The sequence below is a fragment of the Hydrogenobacter subterraneus genome (assembly GCF_055390195.1).
In genome coordinates, this window is record NZ_AP042473.1 from 787,563 (window position 1) to 811,312 (window position 23,750).

A 23,750-nucleotide genomic window follows, 5' to 3' on the forward strand; every position below is an offset into this window, starting at 1 on the left:
AGTATTTTAAGTGGAGTTTGTTAAAATTTGGTTAATGATTTCTACCACCCTTCCTTCCTTTATCCTTACTATCCTGTCTGCAAGCCTCAGGGCCTCTTCCTTGTGATGGGTTACCATAAGGGTTGGAATGTTATAGCTCCTTTGAAAGCTTTTTAGCTCCTCTTGAAGTTCTGCCCTTAGCTCTTCATCAAGGGCCGATAGAGGTTCATCCAAGAGAAGCACCTTAGGCTCCCTTGCAAGGGCCCTTATTAGGGCCACCCTTTGCTTTTGTCCTCCAGATATTTGATTAGGCCTTTTGTCCTTTAGGCCCTCAAGCCTTACCTTTCTCAAAAGCTCAAGAGCCTTTTCCTTATCTTTTCTTTTCATCCCATACATCACATTCTCCAAAAGGCTCATGTTTGGAAAGAGGGCATAATCCTGGAATACAAAGCCCACATGCCTCTTCTGTGGTGGAAGGTTTATTCCCCTCTTTGAATCAAACCAAACCTCTCCATTCACTTCAATGTATCCTTCTTCAGGCCTTTCCAAGCCAGCTACACATCTCAAAAGAGTTGTTTTTCCACTGCCCGATGGCCCAAAAAGCACCAAAAACTCACCATCCCTTAGCTCAAGCTCTACATCAAGCCAAAAGTCTCCTTCAGCTCCGTGAAGCCTCTTTTTGACCTTTATGATTATCAAAGGACCCACCTCCTGTTTATTATGTAAAGTGTCAATAGACTAAGGAAGGACAAGGAAAGGAGTAAAAGAGAGTAAAGGTGGGCTGTGGCGTAGTCTATGGATTCTACCGCGTTGTATATGACTATGGAGGCCACCCTTGTTTTGCCCTCTATGTTTCCACCTACCATAAGCACCACGCCAAACTCTCCCAAGGTGTGGGCAAAGGAAAGCACAAAGCCCACAAGTATGGAAGCCTTCATGTTGGGCAGGATAACTCTAAAAAGGGTTTCAAGTTTGGATTTTCCCAAGGTCCAACTTGCCTCTATCAGACTTTTGGGAACGCTCCTGTAGCCAGAAATCAAGGGATGGGTCATCATGGGAAGGCTGTATATAACGGAGGCTATAACAAGACCCTCAAAGGTAAAGACAAGCTGGTAGCCCAAAAGCCTCTCCCAAAGGGCGCCCAAGGGGCCATTTTTTGAAAAAAGGATTAAAAGGTAAAAGCCAAGCACGGTGGGTGGCAAAACAAGGGGCAAGGTGGTAATAACCTCCAGCACAAGGGCAAGGGGGCTTTTGGAGTAGGCCATGTAGTAGGCAAGAGGAATGCCTACAATAAGAAGGATAAAGGAGGTGATAAGGGAAAGCTTTACCGTCAGCCAAAAGGGCCCAAGGTCCATCATCTATCTCCCGGAAGTAAAAAGCCATACTTTGTAAAGACCTTCCTCGCTTCCGTAGAGGCTACAAACTCATAAAACCTTCGCGCACCTACAACCTTTTGACCTTCCTTTGTGATCACATAACCTTGAAGTATCCTTTCATGTTTGTCCTCTGGCACCAGCCAGTATCTTCCTACCCTTTCAAGCTCTGGGGCCTTTGCCAAGGAAAGGGCTATAAAGCCAAGGTCTGCCGCACCGGACCTAATATAGCTGGCAGTCTGGGCTATGTTTTCTCCTATTACAAGCTTATCTTTAACCTTTTGAAAAACACCGTAGGCCTCAAGGATCTCCTTTGAAGCCCTCCCGTAGGGTGCATGCTCCCAGTTGGCTATGGCTATCCTTTTTACCCTTGGGTCAAGGAGAACCTCTGGGAACTTGGAAGGGTCAAGGCCCGAATCCTTCCTTGTCCAAAGCACTATCCTTCCTATGGCGTAAGGCTTTGGCTTTGTGATGGCATAGCCTTCTCTGTATAGCTCTTCCACATACTTCATATCTGCAGAGAAGAATATGTGGTAGGGCGCTCCAGCCTTTATCTGGGCAAAGCCTTTACCAGAAGAGCCAAAGATAAGCTCTATTTTGTCTTCTGGATATTTTTTCATGTAAAGGTCTGCCAGCTCTCTTAGAGCAAACTGAAGGTCGGCGGCGGCGTAAACCCTTATGACCTCTGCCTTGACAAGGCCAAAGAAAACAAAAAGAAAAAGTGTAAGCAACCTCATGTTAGGGCTTCCTCCACACCAACTTCTGGCCTATAGCCTGGCACTTGGGAGATAAGGTTTCTGTATGTTTTTGACTTCAATAGATTCAAAAGCCTAAGAAAGCTTTTATCCTCTTCTAAATCTTCCCTGTAGCAAAGGCAATAGTCTTCCGTCTTTACACTGAAAAACTCCAGTCCATAACTGTATGCGTAGGCTTTTGTGGCCACACCCGCCTCCGCCAAGCCTTCCTTTATGGCAAAGGCCACTTTCTCATGGTCCGCATGAACCACCTTGTATTTTTTAATACCAATATCCTCTCTTATCTCCTCAAAGACCTTCCTTGCACCGCTTCCTTCCTCCCTTGCAAGCCAAAGCCTCTTTTTTAGCTCCTTTAGGCTTGCCATTTCCCTTGTTAGAATGCCCTCCTCCCAGGAGAAGACCTTTAGGACTTTGTAGCCCCTTCCGAGATGTTCTTTTACAAGCCTGTAGTTCTCCTCAAAGCATCCCATATGCAAGCCAGCCATATGCACATAGCCTTCCTTCAAAAGCTCAAGGGCCTTAAGGCTTGAAGCATTTATTGTAAGAAGCCTTATACCCTCTTGGAGAAGGGTTCCAGTCAAAAGCTTTAGTGAGTTATCGCATCCAGCAAAAGCAAAGGTGGGAATATTTAGCCTTTTAAACCAGCTTATTTTTTCATCTTTATAAAAGCCATCCGCATCCACATGTTCCATAGGCGCCGGTGCTATAACTCTCTGAGACCCCACCAGATAGCTTATAAATAGGCCCTCTTTAAAGCCGGGAAAAAACTTGTATTCCTCTTGTGAAAACAGTTCTTCCACGCTACAGCCCAAGGCCCTTGCCAGCCTAAGGGCATAATCTACAGAAGGCATAACACTGCCTGACTCTATGGAGCTTATGGTGGTCCTTGGTATGCCCGTTATCCTTGAAAGCTCTTCCTGAGATAGGCCAAGCCTTTGTCTGTATTCCCTTACTCTGTTCATTGACTATTTATTGTAGATTATGGACGAAATCTTGTCAATCTATGTTTGATATAAGTCATGTTAAAATTTCACCATAAGGGGATGGATAAGTTTTTGCCTTTCTTAACATGGTTTAAAAACTACAACAGAAAGGTTTTTATACAAGACCTTACTGCAGGTCTTACGGTAGCTGTAGTTCTTGTGCCCCAATCCATGGCCTATGCTCTCATTGCAGGGCTTCCTCCCGTGTATGGCCTATATGCTGCCTCTATTCCTGTGATAATAGCTGCCCTCTTTGGTAGCTCTCCACAGCTTGCAACAGGCCCTGTAGCCATAGTGTCCTTCCTTACCTTTACATCCCTTACAAGCTACGCCAAGCCCGGAGAAGAGAAGTTTATTGAACTTGCAATCCTTATGGCCCTTTTGGTAGGTCTAATACAGCTATTCATGGGACTCTTTAGGCTGGGCTTTATAGTTAACTTTGTTTCCCATTCGGTCATCATGGGCTTTACCAACGCTGCGGCCATAATCATAATAACCACTCAGATCCCAGCCCTACTTGGTATAAAGGTGGAACAAAAGGAGCTAATCTTTCAAAATCTTTATGAGATAGCCATAAACCTCCCAAAGACCAACCTTTACACCCTTGCGGTAGGCCTTGCCTCCATAGCTATAATAATTGGCCTAAGAAGAATAAACAAAAATATTCCCTCCGCTTTAGTGGCCGTTATCATCTTTACGATCCTTTCTTATTACTTCTCCTTTGAAAGCTATGGCATAAAGGTTGTAGGGAATATTCCACAAGGGCTTCCTTACCCCTCCATACCCTACATAGACCTTGACCTTTTGGATAGGCTTCTTGGCAAGGCTTTTATCATAGCCCTTGTGGGCTTTATGGAGGCCTACGCTATAGCAAAGTTTATAGCAAGCCAAACAAAACAAAAGCTTGATGTAAACCAAGAACTTATAGGACAAGGCCTTGCCAACGTGGTAGGATCCTTCTTTAAAAGCTATCCGGTTAGTGGTTCCTTTTCCCGTTCTGCTGTCAACTTCCAAGCTGGTGCAAAGACGGGCATGTCCAACATAATAAGCGCCTGTTTTGTGATAGCTACCCTCCTGTTTGTGGCTCCACTCCTTTACTACCTTCCAAGGCCAGTCCTTTCCGCCATAGTGATAACAGCGGTCGTAGGCCTTATAAGACCCTATCACTTTATACACCTTTGGAAAACAAACAGATACGATGGCATATCTGCCATAACCACCTTTGCCCTTTCCTTCATAATGAAGCCAGACTATGCCATACTGATAGGTGTTTTCCTCTCCTTGTCCCTATTCCTTTGGAGAAGCCTACATCCTAGGATAGTTAGAATGTCCAGGGACCCCATTAGTGGCACCTTTGTGAACGCAGAGGCAAACAACTTGCCCACCTGTCCCCAGATTGAGATGATAAGGCCTGAAGCCTCTTTATACTACGCCAACGTGGAGAACATACTAGAAGAGATAAAAGATATTGTTAAAGGAAAGCCTGCTTTGAAGCATCTGGTGATAGACGGTGAATCTATAAACTATGTGGATGGGACTGCCCTTGAGGCCTTACATGATTTCCATGAGGACCTTAAGAACGTAGGCGTAAACCTTGTTTTTGTGAATGTGAAGGCACCTGTAAAAGATGTCATGATTCGTTCTGGCTTTTTGGAAGAGCTTGGCAAAGATAACATCTTACCTTCTAAAGGTTATGCCTTGGGCTATCTGTTTAAAAGCATAGACCATAAGTACTGTGCTGAGGTATGTCCTTACGTTCTTTTCAATGAATGCTATACGGTTAAAGATTATGTAAAGTTTGATCTTGCGGAAAATCCAATAAAGGCTATATACGAAGGCCTTTCTAATTATGAAAATGTGGAGGTCTATGTGGGAAGGGCTTACGGTAGTTTGATATTGAAGGCTGACACTGTAGAGCTTGGGCTCAAAAGCCAAGATTTTTACACAGACGGAACCGCTATTTATATTCCATCTACCAAGGTTGTAAAGAGGATGGATGAGCTTGTATCCCTTGGAAGCCTTTGTAGGGAAAAAAGGTTGCGCTATGAAGAACGGTTTTGTCTATCTTGGTAGCACAACGGAAGAGATGGTGGAAAACCTCAGGAAGATAGCTTTGGCCTAAACAAAAGCCCTCTTATAAGCACAGCATAAGAAAAGTAGAGCCATAGGATAAGGTAAGGGATGGTTGCCAGATAGGATAGTGGTCTGCCTTGAGCTTCTGCAAAGACCATCCAAGCCAAGGCTACCACAGTAAGTGGCAAAATTCTCTTTATGGCCTTTTCATCCACTAGGTCCGAGATATAAACGCCTTCTTTTTTGGAAAACTTCATGTTGTAAACAATCCTTGGATAAAGGTGGGACATACCACCCATTATGGTAATGGCTGTAAAGCCGTAGATAAGTAGGTCAAAGTGTAGAAAAACCATGTGAGAAACCAGTTCTTTCCCAGCCATAAAAGAGCCTATTAACAAACCAAAGGGAAGGATAAAGAGGGCAAGCAAGAGGTATTTTATAACGTAAGGGATCTCCTTTGGTGTGCGCCTTTTGACAAAGAGGGAGTAGATGAGGTAAAGATAGTAGCCTACGAAGGCTAAAACGAGAAAACTCATAAGGGCTATGAGTTTGTAAGAATAAAGGTAAAAGCTTATAAGGAAAGGTGGTGTGGTAAAAAGGCCAAGGTAGAAGAGCCTTTTACTCAGCGTTAGGTTAAGTGGCTCCATGTAAAGCATAGGAATCCAAGCAAGCTCCACACCGACCACCACCTTTAGCATAAAGCCCACCGTTAAGGTGTGAACGGCCAAGGCAAAGGGAATATAACCAAGCTCTGAAAGGACTAAAAATATGCCAGACAAAAGAAAGTATAGGCTTCCCAAGGTTAAAAACTTTACAGTTATGGGCTGAAAGTTCCTCATAGAAGATAGCACATGGAAAAAGAAAATAAGACAGGAGACAAGGTGAAGGAAGCTACCAATAAGGTGGTTAGAGCTGTAAAAGGCTACGGAAGAGGCAAGGCTCAAGGCAAAGACTACATAAGAAAGCAAAGGAAGTTTTAAGGGCCTGTTCTGTGAGTTGGGCACTATTTGATACATTGCCCCCATTATGGTGTGTGCTACAAAGCCAAAGACTGCAACGGCCCATAAGCTTTTGACATCCACCGTAAAGGTTCTAAGGAAAAGGGAATAAATTAGGTCCAAGACGGCAAGGAAGAAGAAGGGGATGCTTACCTTGGATACGTAGAACATCACACTACAAAGGCTAATACTGTCATATCTTGCACGGCAACAAAGCCGTGTGGCTCTGAAGGCTCATAAAGAAGTACCTCTCCCTTTTTAAGCCTCTCTCTTTTTTCTTCACTTCCCACAAAGAAGTCTCCTTCACCCTCAAGCACAAGGGTTATAACCCTATGTGGTGATGTATGAATGGGAATCTTCTGACCAGCTTTGAGGTAAAAGGCTATACATTTTAAATTTTCTGTAGAATATAGCGCCTTTTTTACTGGCATAAAATCTGAAAAGCTTGGTTCTAATCTCAAAAGGTGTGCCATATTTAGCCTCCAAGCCTTAGTTTAACTGCCAGATAAACTATAAAAAGGCTCAGGAAAAGGTTTATAAGACCCAAAAGCCTTGCCATATACCTGTGAAAGCTTGAAGATACAGCCCTTGGCCCAAAGTATAGGTCATGTACAAGGGAAACTATTACCACAAGGAAGAATATACCTATCTTTTGAAGTAGAGTTTTGGTGTAGGGGATTGAAAGGTCAAAAAGGCTTGTAATACCAACTATGTAATGAATGTTTATAAGGCCGGTGATAAAAAGAAGTAGCAAGGAGAAAAAAGTTCCATAAAAGCTAAAGCGCCTTCCCACCTCTTGAAAAACCTGGTCCCTTATGGGTAGCTTTCTTACAAAGGGAGACACGACAAAGACTAAAAATATCATGCCACCCACCCAAAGGGTAGCAAAAACAATGTGTAAAAATAAAACCAACTCTTTCATAGTAAATCCTTACTTATATTTTAATCTTTTAAAAAAAATTGTCAATAAAAGGCCCCAGAGGGGGCCTGAGGCTTTTTAGTCAAGCTCTGGCATTTCGGGTGTTGGAGCCTTCTCCTTCTTGTCTTCGGGTATTTCTGCAACCAAGGCTTCTGCGGTTAGCATGGTACCAGCCACAGAGGCGGCGTTTTGTATAGCCGTCCTTACCACCTTGGTTGGGTCAATGATTCCAGCTTCAACCATGTCCTTGTATTCACCGGTGGCCGCATCAAAGCCCCAGTTCTTACCCTTTTCCTTTCCAAGCTGGATAACTTTCTCAAGCACCACATAGCCTTCAAATCCTGCGTTAGAAGCTATCTGCCTTATAGGTGTCCTACAAGCCTTCTTAATTATATCTACTCCTATTTGTTGGTCTGGATTGCTCAATTTCAACTCATCAAGTGCTTCTGAAGCTCTCACTAGTGCCACACCACCACCGGGCACTATACCTTCTTCTACAGCAGCCTTGGTAGCATGCACTGCGTCCTCTACCCTTGCCTTCTTCTCCTTTAGTTCAGCTTCGGTAGCTGCGCCTACCCTTATGATGGCTACGCCACCGGAGAGTTTGGCAAGTCTTTCTTGTAGTTTTTCCCTGTCATAGTCAGATGTGGTTTCCACGATCTGCTTCTTGATCTGCTCAATCCTTGCGTTTATGGCTTCCTTGGAACCCTTACCACCTATTATGGTGGTGTTGTCCTTGTCCACTATGACCTTGTCTGCCCTACCGAGCATATCAAGGGTTACGCTTTCAAGCTTTATACCAAGCTCTTCAGTTATAGCTGTTCCACCGGTGAGTATGGCTATATCTTGCAGGTAATCCTTCCTCCTTTGGCCAAAGCCAGGAGCTTTGACTGCGCATGCCCTTATTACACCCTTAATGTGGTTTACTACAAGGGTTGCAAGGGCTTCAGCTTCTACATCTTCAGCTATTATGAGGATGGGTTTTCCAGCCCTTACTACTTGTTCAAGTACAGGCAATAGGTCCTTTACATTGGATATTTTCTTTTCATATATGAGTATGTATGGGTCTTCCAACACAGCTTCCATCTTATCAGGGTTTGTTATAAAGTATGGAGATAGATAACCCCTGTCAAATTGCATACCTTGGACTGTTTCAAGGGTGGTTTGGGCAGACTTGGACTCTTCAACGGTTATAACGCCATCCTTTCCTACAGCCTCCATAGCATCTGCTATTATCTTTCCTATCTCTGGATCATTGTTGGCAGAAATGGTAGCAACTTGTTCAATCTCCTTCCTTCCGCTAACTTGTATAGACAGTTTCTTTATTTCTTCTATAACTTTTTCCACAGCCTTGTCTATACCCCTCTTTATGTCCATTGGGTTTGCACCGGAGGCTATGGCTTTTAGACCCTCTGTAAAGATAGCTTGGGCAAGCACTGTAGCTGTGGTTGTTCCATCACCGGCCACATCTGCCGTTTTGGAGGCAACCTCTTTAACCAATTGGGCGCCCATGTTTTCATAGGGGTCTTTGAGTTCTATTTCTTTGGCAACGGTTACGCCGTCTTTGGTTACCAGGGGAGTACCCCATTTTTTCTCAATGATAACCTCTCTACCCCTTGGACCAAGGGTAACTTTAACAGCATTGGCAAGCTTGTCTACACCAGCTTTAAGCCTTGCCCTTGCATCTTCTCCATAAATAACCTTTTTTGCTGCCATCTTGCCACCTCCTTTTAAAGTTTTTTACTCAATTATTGCAAGTACTTCATCCTCGGACATAATAAGGAACTTTTCTCCATCAAGCTCCACCTCGGTGCCCGCATACTTGTTAAACACCACCTTATCACCGGGCTTTACCTTAGGTGGAACTTGTTGGCCGTTTTGCAAAAGCTTACCTTCTCCAACGGCTATTACTTCACCTATTTGGGGTTTTTCCTTTGCCGTGTCTGGTATGATTATGCCAGAAGCTGTCCTTTGTTCCTGCTCCTCAAACCTTTTGACCACAATCTTATCGTAGAGTGGTCTCAGCTTTGCCATGTTCCACCTCCTTTATGGGATTTTGCTAATAGATATTATATTAACATCCTGCTATTTTGTCAAGAGGTTTTTGGAAAAAATTTTAGTATATCTAACTCATATTTTATTAGTCTATGATACGCCGGGTGAGAAATTAGACCTCAAGTTCACCCCTCCTATAATAGCTATATCCAATAGCATAAGCATATACATACACAAGCACACAAGTTAAAGTCCTCCACCCACTACCAGCATTAAAAAGCTTTATCTGACTTATAACACCTTCCACTACCTGCCTTTTTGCCCTCATCTCCCTACTACCACACACAATCACACCTTCACAACCCCTATAACCCCTATCTCCATACACCACACAACTCTCCACAAGCTTCCTAAACCATAAACTCCTTCTCTTCCTTTCCCTAAATGCCCTAACCTCATGCACACTTCCAAAGCTTATCCACACATCATAAACTCTTCCCCACCTATCACATAACACCATCATCAACATGCCATACCTGACCTCCTCAAACTCCACTACCTTCCCATTGTCTCTCCGAACTATCTTCCTTCTCCTCTTTGCCCACCATACCTTCCCTCTTACCCTCCTTATCTTCTGTGTCCTCGCCCTGTTTACATTGGCTATGTCCACTATGGTTCCATCTATTACAAGTTCTATCTTCTTACCATACAAAAGCCTTGCTAAAATCATAAGCCTCAGCTTGTGAAGCTTGTATTCTCTCAATATCCTGTATACTCTCTTGAGTCTGTATCTTCTGAAGATATGCCATGATTGTATGGATGGGTCAATAAGTAGTTTAGCTAAGGTGAGGACTTTTGTATTGGTTATGTAGGAGAGTATAAAGATGGCTGCTATATGGATGTCTGTGAGTTTAGGCTTTCTGCCTGCTTTAGCTTTTGGCACATTAAGGAATGGCAAGGCATTTTCAAGGTCTTTTAGGATTTGTTGGTAGATGCGTAGGTAAGGTGGTATAATTTCCATGGTAAAAACCTCCGATGGTTTTTAGAGCTACTATTATAGTAGCCCTGCTGTCTTTTTATTGATATGGAAGGTTTAGCTTAAAGGGAATTTCTCACTCGGCGTTTTTAGTATATCTAACTCATATTTTATTAGTCTATGATGTGTATTAATTAGACCATTTCTTGTGCCGAGATGGAAACAGGATCTACATTGAGCAATTAGCTTCTTTACAGCTCCGAAAGAAGGTATATAATATTATTTTGGCTTTTGTAGGAGGGGTGACCGAGTGGCCGAAGGTGCAGCACTGGAAATGCTGTGTACGGGCAAACCCCGTACCGCGGGTTCGAATCCCGCCCCCTCCGTTTAAACCTTTCTTACCTTTAAGGTCATGCCTTTGACTTCTTCAACCACTACAGTATCGCCTTTCTGTATGGGTTCATCGCTTATGGCATTCCATATCTCGCCGTGTATAAAGACCTTACCCTTTCCTCTTACAAAGTCTGTGTAAGCTTCTCCCTGCTCACCTATTAGCTCTTCCGCGCCAAGCATCTTTTTGCGCCTTTGGGCCTTTAATCCAAGCCTTCCCGCGAAGAGGAAAAAGCCTACGGTAAGGATTACCATGGTGGCTATGACGCTTATGGGAATATCTCCGTAAGGTGAATCTGGGCTTATGAGAATTAAAGAGCCAAGGGCAAGGGCTATGGCTCCAGCTACTGCAAGACCTCCAAAGGTAGGAGTTATAAGCTCAAGTATGAGAAGAAGGATGCCTGCAAGGATAAGAAGAAGGCCAAGCCAGTTTATACCTATGACTCCAAGGCCATACAAGCCCAGAAGGAAGCAGATGATGCCTACAGTGCCGGGTATTATGGTTCCAGGATTGTAAAGCTCAAAGAAAATGCCATAGAAGCCTATAAGAAGAAGCATGTAGGCGATGGTTGGGTTTGTTATTATGCTAAGAAACTCTTCCCTTAAGCTTTTTCCCACCTCTACCACCTGAAGGTCCTTAGCTTTAATAACCATTTCCCTACCGTGCTTTTTTATTACTCTCCCATCCAACTTTTCCAAAAGGTCCTTCCTGTCCGTTGCTATAAGGTCTATAATCCTCTCTTTTAGAGCTTCTTCTGGAGTTAGAGATATGGCTTGAGTTACCATCTTTTCTGCTATCTCTGGATTCCTTCCCTTCTCTTTGGCAATACTTCGCACAAAGGCAAGCATATCTTGCATAACCTTTTGCTTCATAGCCTCATCCATCTTTTCACCACCCATCTGCACAGGCGTAGCTGCACCTATGTTTGTCCCGGGAGCCATCACAGCCACATCTGCTGAGAGAGTTATTATGGCACCGGCGGAAGCTGCACGGCCACCCGGTGGATAAACAAAGACCACCACAGGAAGGGGAGTCCTTTGAAACTCTTGAATGACCTCCCTCATGGAGCTTTCAAGGCCCCCGGGTGTGTTCAATTCAAGAATAAAAAGGCTTCCCCCCTCTTTCTCCGCCTTTTGCAAACTTCTTTTTATATGGTCCACCATGAGGGGTGTTACGGCCTCTTGCCACTTGGAGATGAATATCTTTGCGTTGGAAAAGGCTATAAGGGAAAGCAGTATGATCAAAAGCTTCATAGGAAAATCTTAAATCTACTTTATCCTGCTTGCAAGCTCTTCAAGAACTTCCTCAATCCCTATATTTCTTACAGTGAGCATGAGAAGAAGATGGTAAAACATGTCGGAGGCTTCCGCCCTTATCTCTTCCGGCATACCTCTTTTTAAGGCTATAAGGGTTTCAATGGCCTCTTCACCAAACTTTTGAAGTATTCTATCTTCACCCTCTTTAAAGAGCTTTACCGTGTATGAGTTTTCTGGCATCTCTTCAAGCCTTTGTTGTATTATCTCTTGGAGCCTTTGAAGTGTTTCAAAGGGAAGTACCCTCTTTACCTTTTTCCCCTCAAGGTCCCTAAAAAAGCAATTCCTTTCCCCCGTATGGCAAGCCCTGTTTTTTTCTTGCAAGACAATATAGAGCAAAACATCCTCATCACAGTCAACCCTTATCTCCACCACCCTTTGAAGCTCTCCAGAGCTTTCACCCTTTTTCCATATAGCCTTTCTTGACCTTGAGTAGTAGTGGGCATAGCCCGTTTCTATGGTTTTCCTTATGGCCTCCTCGTTGGCCCAAGCGAACATCCTTATCTCACCAGTCCTATAATCCTGTGCTATTACAGGTATTAGGCCCTCTTGGTTAAACTTGAGCTGTAGCATCCCTCTTAATTATAATCCTTAAGTCTTCAAAAGGTTTTTCTTGTTCTATGTCTACAATGTCTTCTTGATATAGCACCATAAGGGCCATTAGGTATGGCACAAGGTTTTTCCCAAGGATAATCTGATAAAAGGAAAGGACCATGCCCTTCTCTTTAAAAAGATTTTTAAGCTCTTGGAGAGCGTCTTCAAACTTTGATATGTGTATGGGGAATTTTCTTTCTCTCCTCCTTTTCACGGATACCTTCACCTTTCTTATGACCTTTTTTGCCTTCTCAAGCCTGTCTGTTAAATCCTCTATTATCTCTTCCTGTTGGCTTTCAAACTGTTCCACTATTTCCTCAAGAGTTATCCTTTTCCTTTCTCTCTTTTGCTTTGGCTCTGGAAAGAGGACTTCCGCCTGCTTTTTAAGAAGAAAAGAGGCTGCCAAAAGGGCCCTTGCGGGCACCCTCAGGTCAAGTAGTTCGTGCCTTTTTATCTCCTCCATGTAAGCCTTTGCAAGGGCGCATATATCCACATCCCAAGGGTCAAGCTTTCCCTCCTCCACAAGCCTGTAAGCAAGGGCAAAGGGGTGTTCTTCTTCAAAGCGCCACATGTCTTCTCCAATAGGTGGCCATCTTTATAAGGCTATAAAGGGTATCCTTTAGGTCCTTTCTATGCACCACCATATCCACCATACCCTTTTCAAGCAAAAACTCCGATGTTTGAAAGCCTTCTGGAAGCTGTTGTTTAATGGTCTGCTCTATAACCCTCGGCCCTGCAAAGCCTATAAGGGCCTTTGGTTCAGCTATTATTATGTCTCCAAGGAAGGCAAAGCTTGCAGACACACCGCCCGTAGTGGGGTCTGTAAGCACAGTTATATAGGGTAGTCCCTTTTCCTTTAAATAGCCCACGCCTATGGAAGTCTTTGCCATCTGCATGAGGGATAGTATGCCCTCTTGCATGCGAGCACCGCCGGAGGTTATCACAGCCACCAAAGGCAGGTCCTTTTCCTTTGCATGCTTACATGCCCTATAAAACCTCTCACCCACCACCGACCCCATGCTACCACCTATAAAGCCAAAGTCCATAACCGATAGCACAATCCTTTCATCCTTTAAAAGCCCCTCTGCCACTATCATAGCCTCAGAAAGTCCAGTGCTTTCTTGTGCCTGTTTTAGTCTTTCTTTGTAGCCCTTTGTGTCCTTAAAATTAAGCGGGTCTGTAGGCTTTATTTCCTCAAAGAGAATTTGATAGTCTTTTAGTAGGTATTCAAGCCTATCTTTTGCAGGCATGTTAAAGTGATGTTGGCACTTTGGACAAACGTTTAGGTTCTTCTTTAATTCAGGGATGTATAGGAGGGATTTACAGCTTTCGCACTTGGTCCAAAGGACCTCCTTCTCCTCCTTTTTTCTAAATCTGTCCAAAAAGCCCATGAATAGCTATTTTATCATTAGGAGTGAACAATGAATTAAAATATACCACTATGAGCCTTCGCATATACAACACCTTAACGGGCAAGGTAGAGGAGTTTGTTCCTATCAACCCTCCAAACGTGCTTATATACACCTGCGGTGTAACCGTTTATGATGACTCCCACGTGGGCCATGGAAGAAGCCTTATAGTCTTTGATGTTTTTAGAAGATTTCTTGAACATATGGGATATAGGGTCAAGTTTGTCAGAAACTTCACCGACGTGGATGACAAGATAATAAACAAGGCAAAGGAAGAATGTGCCGACTTTATGACCATAGCAAACAGGTATATAGCCAGCTACTACATTGATATGGAAAACATAAGGGTAAAGCCTGCCGATGTGGAGCCGAGGGTAACGGAGCATATAAAGGAGATTATAGAAGTTATAAAGGCTTTGATAGATAAGGGCTATGCCTATGAGTCGGGTGGGGATGTCTATTTTTCCGTGTCTGCCTTTCCCGAGTATGGAAAGCTTTCAAAAAGGAACATAGAGGAGCTTGAGGCTGGCGCAAGGGTGGAGCCATCGGAGAAGAAGAGAAATCCTTTGGACTTTGCCCTTTGGAAGTCTGCCAAGGCTGGAGAGCCTGCTTGGGATTCTCCTTGGGGGCCCGGAAGGCCAGGCTGGCATACAGAGTGCGTTGCCATGATCTTCAAACACCTTGGGCAGACCATAGACATCCACGCCGGAGGCCTTGACCTTGTCTTTCCTCACCATGAAAATGAGATAGCACAGGCGGAAGCCTTGACGGGTAAGCCCTTTGCGCGCTATTGGGTTCATAACGGCCTCGTCACCGTTGGCGGTCAAAAGATGTCCAAGTCCCTTGGCAACTACATAACCCTCAAAGAGGTTTATTCTAAATACCATCCGGATATCCTTCGGCTTTTAGTCCTCTTTACACACTACAGAAGCCCCTTGGATTTCTCTTGGGAAAAGATGGAAGAGACAAAAAGGGCCTACGAGAGGCTTTTGAACGCCTTGGAAGACCTTGAGCTTTTGAAAAAACTACCAAGCTATGAAGAAAAGGGAACCCACCCACTATTTGAAAAGGTAAAGGAAGCAGAAGAGGCCTTCTTCCAAGCCCTTGGCGAAGACTTTAATACGCCACAGGCCTTGGCGGTGGTTTATAACTTGGTGAGTGAATTAAACAAGATAAAAAACAAGGCCTTTTCGGAAGGCAAAATATCCCATCAAGAGCTTCAAGCCTACGAGTTTGCGGTGGATTCCCTTATAAGGAACTTGAGGGGAGTTTTTGGCCTTCTGGAAGATTACAGGCCCCAGTGTGAGGTTAAAAAAGTGGTCCAAAGGGAGCTATCTGCTGGAGAGGTGCTTGATACAAGGCTTATAGATTTGCTTATAGAGGTTAGAAGCATGGCAAGGAAGGAGAAGGTCTTTACCATTGCGGACCACATAAGGGATAGGTTGAAAGAACTTGGTATAATCCTTGAAGATACACCGGCGGGGACAAAATGGAAAAGACAGTAGGCATTATACTTGACGGAAAGGCGCTCTCAGAGAAGATAAGAGGAGATATAGCCCAAGAGGTAAAGGAATACCTTTCAAAGGGCCTTAGGCCTCCCACCCTTGCGGTCATACTGGTAGGAGAAGACCCAGCAAGCCAAGTGTATGTGTCAAACAAGGAAAAGGCATGCCAAAAGGTAGGCATAAGGTCTCTCTCTTACCGCCTTCCCTACAACACAACCACGCAAGAACTACTTGAGCTTATAGCCCAGTTAAACGCCGATGAGGAGATAGATGGCATTCTTGTACAGCTACCCCTACCATCCCATATAAACCAGCAAGAAATAATCCTTGCCATAAGCCCCAAAAAGGACGTTGACGGATTTCATCCAGAAAACATGGGAAGGCTTGTAGCACGTATGGAAGATGGCTTTATACCTTGCACACCACTGGGCATAGACCTGTTGCTTAACCATTACGGGATAGAGCTAAAGGGCAAAGATGTGGTAATAGTGGGTGCTGGCTTTATAGTGGGCAGGCCACTTAGCCTTCTTATGCTTTGGAGGGATGCCACAGTGAGCGTTTGTCATATATATACAAAGGATATAAAGGAATACACCAAAAGGGCGGATATACTCATATCTGCCACGGGCGTGCCGGGCCTTATAAAGGCACATATGGTAAAGGAGGGTGCGGTGGTGGTGGATGTAGGTATATCAAGAGTAGGAGACAAGATAGTGGGGGATGTGGACTTTGAAGAGGTAAAGGAGAAGGCCTATGCCATCACACCCGTGCCCGGTGGTGTGGGACCCATGACGGTGACGGGCTTGCTTCTTAACACTTTGAAGGCTTATAAGAAAAGGTTTAGGCTTGAGTGAGAACCTCCCTCAATATCTCCACAGCCTCATCTACATGCCTCTCTTCTATTATGAGAGGTGGGACAAACCTCAAGACCCTTTCTGAAGTGCAGTTTATCACAAGGCCCCTCTCAAGGGCTTTTTGAACTATTTGAGAACAGTCTCTTTCTAATTCAAGGCCAAGCATAAGGCCCTTCCCCCTTACCTTTCCAACCTTTAGCTCTTCAAGCTTCCTTTTAAAGTAGCTTCCTACCCTTTCTACTTGAACCAAGAGTTTTTTTACCCTCCTTACCACCACCTTGGCGCTTGTGCAGGCAAGAGGATTTCCCCCAAAGGTGGAGCCGTGAGAACCCGGCCCAAAGGCATCTGCCACCTCATCCCTTGCCAAGATGGCACCTATAGGCACACCGCCACCAAGGCCTTTGGCAAGGGTTATAATGTCTGGCTCTACGTTGTAATGCTGGTAGGCGTAGAACTTTCCAGTCCTTCCTATGCCCGTTTGCACCTCATCCACTATCAAAAGTAATCCTTCCCTTCTGCAAAGCTCTTGAATCTTTTGCATAAATTCAAAGTCTGCCTCCCTTATGCCACCCTCACCTTGAATGACCTCAAGCATTATGCCAGCCGTATCCTTTTTTAAGGCTTTTAGCACAGAGTCAAAGTTGTTTAGCTCTGCATAGTCAAAGCCGTCCAAAAGAGGCTCAAAGCCCTTTTGTATCTTCTCTTGGGCTGTGGCCGACATGGACCCAAAGGTCCTCCCATGAAAGGAGTTATAAAAGGTGATTATCCTATACCTTTTCTCTCCCTTTTCATAAAAATATTTTCTTACAAGCTTTATGGCACCTTCGTTGGCTTCCGCTCCGCTGTTGCAAAAAAAGACTTTCCCAGAAGTCCAAAACTCCTCCACAAGTTCCTTTGCCAGCTCCTCTTGCCACGGGTTTTCAAAGAGGTTGGAGATGTGCAAAAGCTCTTTTGCTTGATTGCATATAGCTTGTGTTAGCTCTGGATCTTTGTAGCCCAAGGCGTTTACCGCAATGCCCGCAAGCATATCAAGGTATCTTTTCCCCTTATCATCATAAAGATAAACACCTTCTCCTCTTACAAACCTAACGGGAAGCCTTTTGTATGTGTTCATAAGGTGCATGATTATAGTTTATCATGTTTCCAATCCCTTAAGGATTGATTTTACAGCTATTTAAACATAAACAACCTCGCTCAATATGTAGCTTTTAAGTCTGGGTTTAATGGCTTTTATTACAAGGTCTACCTTTATTCCAAATAAGTCTTCAAGGTAAAACTTTAAATCCATATAATTGTCAAAGTTTTTTTGCCTTCTTCAAACTCCACAAGCACGTCCAAATCACTCTCTTTACTTTCCTCACTCCTTACATAGGAACCAAAAATACCTATCTCTCTAACGCCAAACCTGTTTCTAATTTCATCAAGATGACTGGATAGAATTTCTTTTATCTCTTCAAAGTGTCTCATGGCACTCACCCCATAATAGTAATTTTAGACATATTCATTGGTTATCGGCACCCTCCAATCCTTTCCAAAGGCCCTTTTTGTAAGCTTTGGGCCCACGGGTGCTTGTTTTCTCTTGTATTCTGCCCTCCGTAGCATGTTCAAAACCCTTTTTACCACCCCCTCCTCAAAGCCTTGGTCTACTATGGCCTTTGGGCCTAAGCCCTCTTCTATGTAAAGCATGAGTATTCTGTCAAGGATCTCATAAGGTGGGAGGGTGTCTTGGTCTGTTTGGTTAGGCCTTAGCTCTGCGCTGGGTGGCTTGGTAAGAACCCTTTGAGGAATGTCTGGCCTTATGGAATTTCTATACTGGGCAAGCCTGTAGACCATGGTCTTATAGAGGTCCTTTATTGGAGCAAAGCCCCCGGCCATATCTCCATATATGGTTCCATAGCCCACCGCTATCTCGCTCTTGTTGGAAGTAGAAAGCACAAGCCATCCATAACGGTTGGAAAGGTAAAAGAGTATGTTTGCCCTTATGCGTGCCTGAAGGTTTTCTTCCGCAACGGTTAGCTCCTTTGAATCAAAGGCCTGAAGGTAAGCTTTGTAAAGGCCTTCTATAGGATACTCCAAAAGCTCTATGCCAAGGCTTTCTACCAAGCTATAAACATCTTCCCTGCTCTCCTTTGAGGTAAACTCGGAAGGCATGAAAACTCCTACCACCCTTTCCTTTCCAAGGCTATCTACTGCAAGGCATGCCACCAAAGAAGAGTCTATACCGCCAGACAAGCCCAAAGCCACCCTTTCAAAGCCATTCTTCTCCACATAGTCCCTTATGGCCAATGTGATAGCCTTATAAAGCTCCTCCTCTTCTTTTGGGCCTTCTTCCACCCTTGGTGGCATCTTCTCCCTTTTTGGAAGGTAATAGATTTCAAGCCTGTTCTTTTCTTCTACCTTTCTCTCCCTTAGCCTTAGGTCAAAAAGCCTTTTCCTCCTTACCATGTTTATATCAAGGCTTACAGTGAGTAGGTCCTCCTCAAAGGCCTTTGCCCTTGCCAAAATCCTTCCTTCCGGGTCTATTACCATACTGCGACCATCAAAGACCAGCTCATCCTGCCCTCCCACCATATTTACATATACCACGTAGGCAATATTGTCCTCAGCCCTTGCCTTCAAAAAATTTTCCTTAAACTCATGCTTGCCCTTATAATAGGGAGAAGCGTTTATGTTTATAAGCACTTGACAGCCCGAAAGGGCATAGAACCTCTCCCAACCGTCAGGATGCCAAATATCCTCACATATGGAAAAGCCCAGCCTTAGGCCTTCCACTTCAAGGATAAATGGCTCTCCTCCAGCCCTAAAGTATCTCTTTTCATCAAAGACAGAATAGTTGGGTAAAAAGGTCTTTTTGTATATGCCAAGCACCTTCCCACCACCCAAAAGCACAAGGGCATTATAGAGGTCTCCATCATAGTAGGGCATGCCAATGACCGCAAGGGACTCCCTTTTTGTGGAAAAGTCCAAAAGCTCCTCAAGGGCCTTGTGGCACTTTTGTATAAAATCAAGCCTCAAAAGAAGGTCTTCTGGAGGATAACCACATAAGGAAAGTTCTGGAAAGATGACCATGTGGCTTTGGCTGTCAGCCTTTTCCCAAAAGTCCTTTATCCTTTTTAAATTCCCTTCTATGTCTCCCACCTTTGGGTTTATCTGGGCCATGGAAAGGCTTAGAAATTCAGGCATGCTATAATTTTAAAGCAAAGCTTGAGTGGAAATCTTTGAAACAGCCTCAAACTACCTTGACTAATCAAAAAAGCTTTTATAATTTATAATGGAGGTAGCAGGAATGTTTATGGAGAAGAACACCAACGTACAGGATGAGTATATTGAGGAGCTAAAGAAAAAGGGTGCCAATATAACCATATTCCTTACAAGAGGCACCAGAATAACGGGCAAGATACTTGACCATGATAAGTACACCATACTGTTGGAAGTAGAAGGTGAACCAAGCCTTATATACAAGCACGCTATAAGCACCATAGTGCAAGGAGGTTAATGAAGACCCTACTGGTAGGCCTATTAGAATCCAATAAGTCAGAAAGCAGGGAATCCCTTGAGGAGCTTAAGGAGCTTGTAAGGGCAGTAGGTGGCAAGTGCATAGGTTATATACTCCAGAAAAAAAGCCATCCAGACCCAAGGTTTTATGTTGGTGCTGGAAAGGTAGAGGAGATAAAACAGGTGGCCGAAGGCACTGGTGCTGATGTTATCATCTTTGATACCTTTCTAAGCCCATCGCAGGTGGCAAACCTTGAAAAGGCCATAGGTAGAAAGATTATGGACCGTGCGGACCTTGTGCTTGAGATATTCTCCAGAAGGGTGAGGTCAAAGACGGCCAAGCTTCAGGTGGAGCTTGCCAAGCTAACCTATGAGCTTCCAAGGCTATATGGAAGAGGAAAGGAGCTATCCAGGCTTGGTGGTGGTGTGGGGACAAGGGGTCCCGGTGAGCAAGAGGCGGAGATAAGGAGAAGGTGGATAAAGAAGAGGATACAGCAGATAAAGGAGGAGCTTGAGGACATAAAGAGGCAAAGAAGAGAGCAAAGGAAAAGGAGGGAAAGCTCTGGAGACCTAAAGGTGGTAAAGGTGGCCCTTGTGGGATACACAAACGTAGGAAAATCAAGCCTTTTGAGGCTTTTGACAGGCAGGGAAACCTTTGTGGCAGACATGCCCTTTGCCACCTTGGATACAAAGACCTCCGCCAAGTTCCTCTTTCCGGACATAAAGGTGCTTATCACCGACACGGTGGGCTTTATAAGGAAGCTTCCACCAGAGCTTATAGAGTCCTTTAAGGCCACTCTTGAAGAGGTGCAAGAGGCGGACATCCTTTTGCATGTGATAGACATCTCGGACAAAAAGTGGCTTGAAAAGGTAAAGGTGGTAAAAGAGATTCTAAAGGACCTATCTGCAGATGAAAAGCCTGTTATATATGTCTTTAACAAGGCTGATAAGGTGGTGGAGAAAGAGGAAGATATTAAATACCTTACAGAACCAGCCTTTATGGATGGTAGGGCTGTGGTGATTTCTGTGGAAAAGGGGTGGGGGATAGAGGAGCTTCTGAAGGCTATAAGAGAAAAGGTAGAAGAACTTCAAGAGGCGGTGCGATGAAAAAACATCTTGTTTTGCTGGGCGCCCAGTGGGGCGATGAAGGAAAGGGAAAGGTGGTAGATCTGCTTTCTGCAGACTTTGATGCAGTGGTGCGATACCAAGGGGGTAGCAATGCAGGCCACACGGTGGTGGTAGGTGGAGAAAAGTTCATACTTCACCTTTTACCAACGGGCATACTTCATGAGCATACCATAGGCATAGTGGCCCAAGGCATGGTGGTGGATTTAGAGCTTTTGGTAAAAGAGATAAAAGATATTGAAGAAAGGGGTTTAAAAGTTTGGGACAGGGTTTTTGTGAGCAACAGGGCGCACCTTGTAATGCCCTATCATAAGGTGCTTGACTCTCTTTTTGAAAGAAAAGGCAAGATAGGCACCACCTTGAGGGGTATAGGTCCTTCCTACATGTTCAAGTATGGAAGGAAGGGTATAAGGGTCTGCGACCTTGAGGACAAGGACAGGACCTACAGGCTCATAAAAGACAATCTGGAGTTTGTGCAGGACCTTTGTGAGAAGGTCTACTGTGAGAACCACAAGCTTGACCTTGAGGAGATGTTTGAAAAAACTATGGAAAGCTACAATAAGATAAAAGATAGGGTGATAGATACTACGAGGTGGCTTCTTGATTTTAAGGGTAGGGTGCTTTTTGAGGGTGCGCAGGGAACCATGCTTGATGTGGATATGGGCACCTATCCTTATGTGACCTCTTCCAACGCCTCCGCCTTGGGCCTTTCCAGTGGAACGGGCCTTCCTCCAAAGTACTTTTCTGATGCCAACTTTTGGGCTGTATCAAAGGCATACACCACAAGGGTGGGTGAAGGGCCCTTTCCAACGGAGCTAAAGGATGAGATGGGAGAAAAACTGAGGGAGAGGGGTGGAGAGTATGGGGCCACTACGGGAAGGCCAAGGAGATGCGGATGGCTGGACCTTGTGGCTTTGAAGTATGCGGTGGAGGTAAACGGCCTTGACGGCCTAATAATTACCAAGCTGGATGTATTGGATGAGTTTGAGGAGATAAAGCTATGTGTGGCCTATGAGTATAAAGGGCAGACCATTGACCACTTTCCGGCAAGCCTGAGCCAGCTTGAAAGCATAAGGCCCATATACAAGAGTTTTAAGGGGTGGCAAAGGGATACAAAGGGAGCAAAAAGCCTCTCCCAGCTTCCAAAGGAAGCCCTTGACTATCTGGATTTTATCCAAAGCTACCTTGGCGTGCCTATTGTGATGCTCTCTACCGGTCCTGAGAGGGAAGAGTATTTTTGGCTACAAGAGCCAGCTTACCAAGAAAAAGTAAGATAGCCACCAAGGACTGCAAAAAGGCCATACTGTAGCCAGTGGGAAGGTCAAGCTTAAAGGATATGCCTATGGCCAAAAGGTTCAAAAGGGTGCCAAAGGCCCAAGCAAAGATTAGGCCTCTACCAAGTAGCAGAGAGGCTAAGGCTGGTGCCACCAGAAGGGAAAAGACTACCAAAACGCCCACAAGCTTTACCGAACTGGCAAGGGTAAGAGAAAAGAGGACAAAAAAGGAAAGCTCCTGAAAAAACTCTTTGAGACGCCTTCTAAAATAGAGAAGAAGGCCTATAACAAAGTAAATTATGGCTGTTTTGAAGACCTCCTCTCTTTGCACAAAGAGTATGTCGCTGGCCGTTATCTTCTTTAGTTCCTCCATACCAAAAGGTGAAAAGGAAAGGATAAGGACAACGGAGGAAAAGCCCAAAGCATACAAAAGGCCTATAAAGGCTTCTGTGTATTCTTTGATCCTTTGAGAGAAGGCTATAAGGAGGCTTGCAAGGAGGGAAAATATTAAAGAAAAAAGATAAAGGTGTTCTCCATGAAAGAGAAGGAGGGAGAGGGCAAGGCCCACTCCGGAAAACTGAGCTACCGCAATATCGGTAAAGATTATGCCCCTTTTTACTATCTCCCTTCCAAAGTAGGCATGGATGCCCACAAGCACTACAGAAAGCAAAAAGCTGTTTAGAAAGATGTCCATCATTTTGAAAGCCTCCTAAGTATTTCATCAAAAAGGCCAAAGAGGTCCTTTACACCTTCCACATCTACATCATGGGGAAGCATAACTGCCTTGGCTCCTATGGCCTCCGCCACTCTCTTGGCAGGCTTTGGTTCTCTAAATACTTCATAGACTACAAACTTTACTCCCTTTGACCTGTTTATAAGCTCTTCCAGATGTTTGGCCGTAGGTGGGATGCCCGGCAAAGGTTCTAATGTGCCTGCGTTTTCTATTCCGTATCGCACAAAGAGGTAATCATAGGTCTTGTGATATTGTATAACCTTTGTGCCTCTTAGCTTGGAAAAGCCCTCATCCCACTCTTTTAGCTTTTGGCTCCACCTTTTTAAGAAGCCCTCAAGGTTTGAAGTGTAAAAGGCACAGTTCTTTTGATCAAGCTGGCACATCTTATCCTTTATAGCCTTCGCCAGTGTGGGTATGTTGTGGGGGTCTAAGTTGTAGTGGGGGTTTCCCTCAGGATGCACATCTCCCATAGCTCTTGAGACAGAGAGAGGCTTTTCTATTAGATTTACATAGCTTGAGAGGTCCAAAAAGCCTTCCCTTCCGGGCTGTATTTTGGGATTGTTGGATTGCTGTATTAGCGGTGGCAAAAAGCCTATCTCAAGGCTTGCGCCGTTTATGATAAGGAGGTCTGCATCCCTTAGCTTTGCTATATGGGAAGGCCTTGGCACTACAAAGTGAAAATCTTCAGTGGGCTTGGCTATAACATGTAGCCTTACTTTATCCTTTCCTATTTCCTTAACAAGCTCACCTATCCAAGGATAAACAGCAACCACTTTTAGCTGGGCAAAGGAAAGAGAAAGGCTAAGGAGTAGTATTAATAGGCTTCTCATGGCTTTTCCTCCCTAAAAGCTTTTTTGTGCCAATGTATAGGGCAAGGCTTACCACACTGGCGGAAGAGCCAAGGCATGCGGGACAATGTCCACAACCACAAGATAACATATAAAGAAAGCCCCCCGAGGAGGGCAAAAGAGGCAAAAGCTTAAAGGATACTTTTTTCATATTTTCC

26 protein-coding genes and 1 tRNA gene are annotated in these 23,750 nt (G+C 44.4%); 7 read left to right on the forward strand and 20 right to left on the reverse strand.

The features are described 5' to 3' along the window. Nucleotides 1–6: 6 nt before the first annotated feature. Genes ACZ5GB_RS04350 through ACZ5GB_RS04365 form a run of 4 tightly spaced genes read right to left on the reverse strand, consistent with a single transcriptional unit; the run spans nucleotide 7 to nucleotide 3,069 of the window. Nucleotides 7–678: an ABC transporter ATP-binding protein gene (locus tag ACZ5GB_RS04350; protein ID WP_464327754.1), complete on the reverse strand. Its 672-nt coding sequence runs from the start codon at nucleotides 676–678 to the stop codon at nucleotides 7–9. Continuing rightward, nucleotides 675–1,337 (reverse strand): molybdate ABC transporter permease subunit, encoded by a 663-nt coding sequence (gene modB, locus ACZ5GB_RS04355; RefSeq protein WP_464327755.1) that lies wholly within the window; start codon nucleotides 1,335–1,337, stop codon nucleotides 675–677. The genes ACZ5GB_RS04350 and modB overlap by 4 nt, the downstream gene beginning before the upstream one ends. Further along, nucleotides 1,334–2,089 (reverse strand): molybdate ABC transporter substrate-binding protein, encoded by a 756-nt coding sequence (modA, locus tag ACZ5GB_RS04360; RefSeq protein WP_464327756.1) that lies wholly within the window; start codon nucleotides 2,087–2,089, stop codon nucleotides 1,334–1,336. Before modA ends, modB begins: the two co-directional genes overlap by 4 nt. Continuing rightward, the gene (locus ACZ5GB_RS04365; RefSeq protein ID WP_464327757.1) at nucleotides 2,086–3,069 is read right to left on the reverse strand and encodes a substrate-binding domain-containing protein; all 984 of its coding nucleotides are present in this window, start codon (nucleotides 3,067–3,069) and stop codon (nucleotides 2,086–2,088) included. Before ACZ5GB_RS04365 ends, modA begins: the two co-directional genes overlap by 4 nt. Before the next feature lie 81 nt (nucleotides 3,070–3,150). On the opposite strand from ACZ5GB_RS04365, the gene ACZ5GB_RS04370 reads away from it, so the two are divergent. Beyond that, entirely contained in the window at nucleotides 3,151–5,163 is a 2,013-nt protein-coding gene (locus ACZ5GB_RS04370) for a SulP family inorganic anion transporter (RefSeq protein WP_464327758.1), read from the forward strand. A 26-nt stretch (nucleotides 5,164–5,189) separates the two neighbouring features. Here the strand turns inward: ACZ5GB_RS04370 and ACZ5GB_RS04375 are convergent, their stop codons facing one another. From ACZ5GB_RS04375 to ACZ5GB_RS04400, 6 genes are all read right to left on the reverse strand, one after another. Further along, complete coding sequence (locus ACZ5GB_RS04375; protein WP_464327759.1) at nucleotides 5,190–6,332, reverse strand: hypothetical protein; 1,143 nt, start codon at nucleotides 6,330–6,332, stop codon at nucleotides 5,190–5,192. Further along, nucleotides 6,332–6,634, reverse strand: coding sequence for a cupin domain-containing protein (locus tag ACZ5GB_RS04380; protein WP_464327760.1), 303 nt, complete (start codon nucleotides 6,632–6,634; stop codon nucleotides 6,332–6,334). The genes ACZ5GB_RS04375 and ACZ5GB_RS04380 overlap by 1 nt, the downstream gene beginning before the upstream one ends. A 2-nt stretch (nucleotides 6,635–6,636) precedes the next feature. Continuing rightward, nucleotides 6,637–7,083, reverse strand: a complete 447-nt coding sequence (locus ACZ5GB_RS04385) for a DUF4149 domain-containing protein (RefSeq protein ID WP_464327761.1) — start codon at nucleotides 7,081–7,083, stop codon at nucleotides 6,637–6,639. A 75-nt stretch (nucleotides 7,084–7,158) separates the two neighbouring features. Then, on the reverse strand, nucleotides 7,159–8,796 hold the full coding sequence (gene groL, locus ACZ5GB_RS04390) for a chaperonin GroEL (RefSeq protein ID WP_464327762.1): 1,638 nt from the start codon (nucleotides 8,794–8,796) through the stop codon (nucleotides 7,159–7,161). A gap of 24 nt (nucleotides 8,797–8,820) precedes the next feature. Continuing rightward, complete coding sequence (gene groES, locus ACZ5GB_RS04395; RefSeq protein ID WP_464327763.1) at nucleotides 8,821–9,114, reverse strand: co-chaperone GroES; 294 nt, start codon at nucleotides 9,112–9,114, stop codon at nucleotides 8,821–8,823. Between the two features lie 133 nt (nucleotides 9,115–9,247). Then, the gene (locus ACZ5GB_RS04400) at nucleotides 9,248–10,096 is read right to left on the reverse strand and encodes a hypothetical protein (RefSeq protein ID WP_196607743.1); all 849 of its coding nucleotides are present in this window, start codon (nucleotides 10,094–10,096) and stop codon (nucleotides 9,248–9,250) included. Nucleotides 10,097–10,347: 251 nt separating this feature from the next. Between ACZ5GB_RS04400 and ACZ5GB_RS04405 the strand changes: the two genes are divergently transcribed. Further along, a tRNA-Ser gene (locus tag ACZ5GB_RS04405) sits at nucleotides 10,348–10,437 on the forward strand. Nucleotide 10,438: 1 nt separating this feature from the next. Here ACZ5GB_RS04405 and ACZ5GB_RS04410 read toward each other — a convergent pair. From ACZ5GB_RS04410 to accD, 4 genes are read right to left on the reverse strand one after another with little or no spacing between them, the layout of a single operon-like run. Further along, the gene (locus ACZ5GB_RS04410) at nucleotides 10,439–11,695 is read right to left on the reverse strand and encodes an NfeD family protein (RefSeq protein WP_464327764.1); all 1,257 of its coding nucleotides are present in this window, start codon (nucleotides 11,693–11,695) and stop codon (nucleotides 10,439–10,441) included. A 15-nt stretch (nucleotides 11,696–11,710) separates the two neighbouring features. Continuing rightward, nucleotides 11,711–12,328 (reverse strand): bifunctional phosphoribosyl-AMP cyclohydrolase/phosphoribosyl-ATP diphosphatase HisIE, encoded by a 618-nt coding sequence (hisIE, locus tag ACZ5GB_RS04415; RefSeq protein ID WP_464327765.1) that lies wholly within the window; start codon nucleotides 12,326–12,328, stop codon nucleotides 11,711–11,713. Continuing rightward, nucleotides 12,309–12,920: a segregation/condensation protein A gene (locus tag ACZ5GB_RS04420; RefSeq protein ID WP_464327766.1), complete on the reverse strand. Its 612-nt coding sequence runs from the start codon at nucleotides 12,918–12,920 to the stop codon at nucleotides 12,309–12,311. The genes hisIE and ACZ5GB_RS04420 overlap by 20 nt, the downstream gene beginning before the upstream one ends. Further along, nucleotides 12,907–13,740, reverse strand: coding sequence for an acetyl-CoA carboxylase, carboxyltransferase subunit beta (accD, locus tag ACZ5GB_RS04425; protein ID WP_464327767.1), 834 nt, complete (start codon nucleotides 13,738–13,740; stop codon nucleotides 12,907–12,909). Before accD ends, ACZ5GB_RS04420 begins: the two co-directional genes overlap by 14 nt. Before the next feature lie 50 nt (nucleotides 13,741–13,790). On the opposite strand from accD, the gene cysS reads away from it, so the two are divergent. Both cysS and folD read left to right on the forward strand, forming a co-directional pair. After that, on the forward strand, nucleotides 13,791–15,263 hold the full coding sequence (cysS, locus tag ACZ5GB_RS04430) for a cysteine--tRNA ligase (protein WP_464327768.1): 1,473 nt from the start codon (nucleotides 13,791–13,793) through the stop codon (nucleotides 15,261–15,263). Further along, a complete protein-coding gene (gene folD / locus ACZ5GB_RS04435) occupies nucleotides 15,248–16,117 on the forward strand; it encodes a bifunctional methylenetetrahydrofolate dehydrogenase/methenyltetrahydrofolate cyclohydrolase FolD (RefSeq protein ID WP_464327769.1) in 870 nt (289 codons plus the stop codon). Before cysS ends, folD begins: the two co-directional genes overlap by 16 nt. Here folD and ACZ5GB_RS04440 read toward each other — a convergent pair. From ACZ5GB_RS04440 to ACZ5GB_RS04450, 3 genes are all read right to left on the reverse strand, one after another. Then, a complete protein-coding gene (locus tag ACZ5GB_RS04440) occupies nucleotides 16,104–17,240 on the reverse strand; it encodes an acetylornithine/succinylornithine family transaminase (RefSeq protein WP_464327770.1) in 1,137 nt (378 codons plus the stop codon). The genes folD and ACZ5GB_RS04440 overlap by 14 nt on opposite strands. A gap of 155 nt (nucleotides 17,241–17,395) precedes the next feature. Further along, a complete protein-coding gene (locus tag ACZ5GB_RS04445) occupies nucleotides 17,396–17,584 on the reverse strand; it encodes a nucleotidyltransferase family protein (RefSeq protein WP_464327771.1) in 189 nt (62 codons plus the stop codon). Between the two features lie 24 nt (nucleotides 17,585–17,608). Continuing rightward, nucleotides 17,609–19,300, reverse strand: a complete 1,692-nt coding sequence (locus ACZ5GB_RS04450) for an NAD+ synthase (protein ID WP_464327772.1) — start codon at nucleotides 19,298–19,300, stop codon at nucleotides 17,609–17,611. A gap of 109 nt (nucleotides 19,301–19,409) precedes the next feature. Between ACZ5GB_RS04450 and hfq the strand changes: the two genes are divergently transcribed. Genes hfq through ACZ5GB_RS04465 form a run of 3 tightly spaced genes read left to right on the forward strand, consistent with a single transcriptional unit; the run spans nucleotide 19,410 to nucleotide 22,014 of the window. Beyond that, complete coding sequence (hfq, locus tag ACZ5GB_RS04455; RefSeq protein WP_464327819.1) at nucleotides 19,410–19,613, forward strand: RNA chaperone Hfq; 204 nt, start codon at nucleotides 19,410–19,412, stop codon at nucleotides 19,611–19,613. After that, nucleotides 19,613–20,719: a GTPase HflX gene (hflX, locus tag ACZ5GB_RS04460; protein WP_464327773.1), complete on the forward strand. Its 1,107-nt coding sequence runs from the start codon at nucleotides 19,613–19,615 to the stop codon at nucleotides 20,717–20,719. Before hfq ends, hflX begins: the two co-directional genes overlap by 1 nt. Further along, nucleotides 20,716–22,014, forward strand: a complete 1,299-nt coding sequence (locus ACZ5GB_RS04465) for an adenylosuccinate synthase (RefSeq protein WP_464327774.1) — start codon at nucleotides 20,716–20,718, stop codon at nucleotides 22,012–22,014. Before hflX ends, ACZ5GB_RS04465 begins: the two co-directional genes overlap by 4 nt. On the opposite strand, the gene ACZ5GB_RS04470 is transcribed toward ACZ5GB_RS04465, so the two are convergent. From ACZ5GB_RS04470 to ACZ5GB_RS04480, 3 genes are read right to left on the reverse strand one after another with little or no spacing between them, the layout of a single operon-like run. Next, nucleotides 21,947–22,708 carry a metal ABC transporter permease gene (locus tag ACZ5GB_RS04470; RefSeq protein ID WP_464327775.1) on the reverse strand — a complete coding sequence of 254 codons (762 nt, stop codon included), beginning with the start codon at nucleotides 22,706–22,708 and terminating at the stop codon, nucleotides 21,947–21,949. The genes ACZ5GB_RS04465 and ACZ5GB_RS04470 overlap by 68 nt on opposite strands. After that, complete coding sequence (locus ACZ5GB_RS04475; protein WP_464327776.1) at nucleotides 22,705–23,574, reverse strand: metal ABC transporter solute-binding protein, Zn/Mn family; 870 nt, start codon at nucleotides 23,572–23,574, stop codon at nucleotides 22,705–22,707. Before ACZ5GB_RS04475 ends, ACZ5GB_RS04470 begins: the two co-directional genes overlap by 4 nt. Beyond that, on the reverse strand, nucleotides 23,546–23,743 hold the full coding sequence (locus ACZ5GB_RS04480; RefSeq protein ID WP_464327777.1) for a hypothetical protein: 198 nt from the start codon (nucleotides 23,741–23,743) through the stop codon (nucleotides 23,546–23,548). Before ACZ5GB_RS04480 ends, ACZ5GB_RS04475 begins: the two co-directional genes overlap by 29 nt. Between the last annotated feature and the right edge of the window lie 7 nt (nucleotides 23,744–23,750).

Coding starts and splice junctions, on each gene's coding strand:
- ACZ5GB_RS04445 (WP_464327771.1), bottom strand. CDS start 17,584: ATGAGACACTTTGAAGAGATAAAAGAAATTCTATCCAGTCATCTTGAT.
- ACZ5GB_RS04370 (WP_464327758.1), top strand. CDS start 3,151: ATGGATAAGTTTTTGCCTTTCTTAACATGGTTTAAAAACTACAACAGA.
- ACZ5GB_RS04410 (WP_464327764.1), bottom strand. CDS start 11,695: ATGAAGCTTTTGATCATACTGCTTTCCCTTATAGCCTTTTCCAACGCA.
- hfq (WP_464327819.1), top strand. CDS start 19,410: ATGGAGAAGAACACCAACGTACAGGATGAGTATATTGAGGAGCTAAAG.
- modA (WP_464327756.1), bottom strand. CDS start 2,089: ATGAGGTTGCTTACACTTTTTCTTTTTGTTTTCTTTGGCCTTGTCAAG.
- ACZ5GB_RS04450 (WP_464327772.1), bottom strand. CDS start 19,300: ATGCCTGAATTTCTAAGCCTTTCCATGGCCCAGATAAACCCAAAGGTG.
- ACZ5GB_RS04475 (WP_464327776.1), bottom strand. CDS start 23,574: ATGAGAAGCCTATTAATACTACTCCTTAGCCTTTCTCTTTCCTTTGCC.
- groES (WP_464327763.1), bottom strand. CDS start 9,114: ATGGCAAAGCTGAGACCACTCTACGATAAGATTGTGGTCAAAAGGTTT.
- ACZ5GB_RS04480 (WP_464327777.1), bottom strand. CDS start 23,743: ATGAAAAAAGTATCCTTTAAGCTTTTGCCTCTTTTGCCCTCCTCGGGG.
- ACZ5GB_RS04440 (WP_464327770.1), bottom strand. CDS start 17,240: ATGCACCTTATGAACACATACAAAAGGCTTCCCGTTAGGTTTGTAAGA.
- ACZ5GB_RS04365 (WP_464327757.1), bottom strand. CDS start 3,069: ATGAACAGAGTAAGGGAATACAGACAAAGGCTTGGCCTATCTCAGGAA.
- ACZ5GB_RS04385 (WP_464327761.1), bottom strand. CDS start 7,083: ATGAAAGAGTTGGTTTTATTTTTACACATTGTTTTTGCTACCCTTTGG.
- ACZ5GB_RS04375 (WP_464327759.1), bottom strand. CDS start 6,332: ATGTTCTACGTATCCAAGGTAAGCATCCCCTTCTTCTTCCTTGCCGTC.
- hflX (WP_464327773.1), top strand. CDS start 19,613: ATGAAGACCCTACTGGTAGGCCTATTAGAATCCAATAAGTCAGAAAGC.
- ACZ5GB_RS04465 (WP_464327774.1), top strand. CDS start 20,716: ATGAAAAAACATCTTGTTTTGCTGGGCGCCCAGTGGGGCGATGAAGGA.
- ACZ5GB_RS04400 (WP_196607743.1), bottom strand. CDS start 10,096: ATGGAAATTATACCACCTTACCTACGCATCTACCAACAAATCCTAAAA.
- modB (WP_464327755.1), bottom strand. CDS start 1,337: ATGATGGACCTTGGGCCCTTTTGGCTGACGGTAAAGCTTTCCCTTATC.
- groL (WP_464327762.1), bottom strand. CDS start 8,796: ATGGCAGCAAAAAAGGTTATTTATGGAGAAGATGCAAGGGCAAGGCTT.
- ACZ5GB_RS04420 (WP_464327766.1), bottom strand. CDS start 12,920: ATGTGGCGCTTTGAAGAAGAACACCCCTTTGCCCTTGCTTACAGGCTT.
- ACZ5GB_RS04470 (WP_464327775.1), bottom strand. CDS start 22,708: ATGATGGACATCTTTCTAAACAGCTTTTTGCTTTCTGTAGTGCTTGTG.
- cysS (WP_464327768.1), top strand. CDS start 13,791: ATGAGCCTTCGCATATACAACACCTTAACGGGCAAGGTAGAGGAGTTT.
- accD (WP_464327767.1), bottom strand. CDS start 13,740: ATGGGCTTTTTGGACAGATTTAGAAAAAAGGAGGAGAAGGAGGTCCTT.
- folD (WP_464327769.1), top strand. CDS start 15,248: ATGGAAAAGACAGTAGGCATTATACTTGACGGAAAGGCGCTCTCAGAG.
- ACZ5GB_RS04380 (WP_464327760.1), bottom strand. CDS start 6,634: ATGGCACACCTTTTGAGATTAGAACCAAGCTTTTCAGATTTTATGCCA.
- hisIE (WP_464327765.1), bottom strand. CDS start 12,328: ATGCTACAGCTCAAGTTTAACCAAGAGGGCCTAATACCTGTAATAGCA.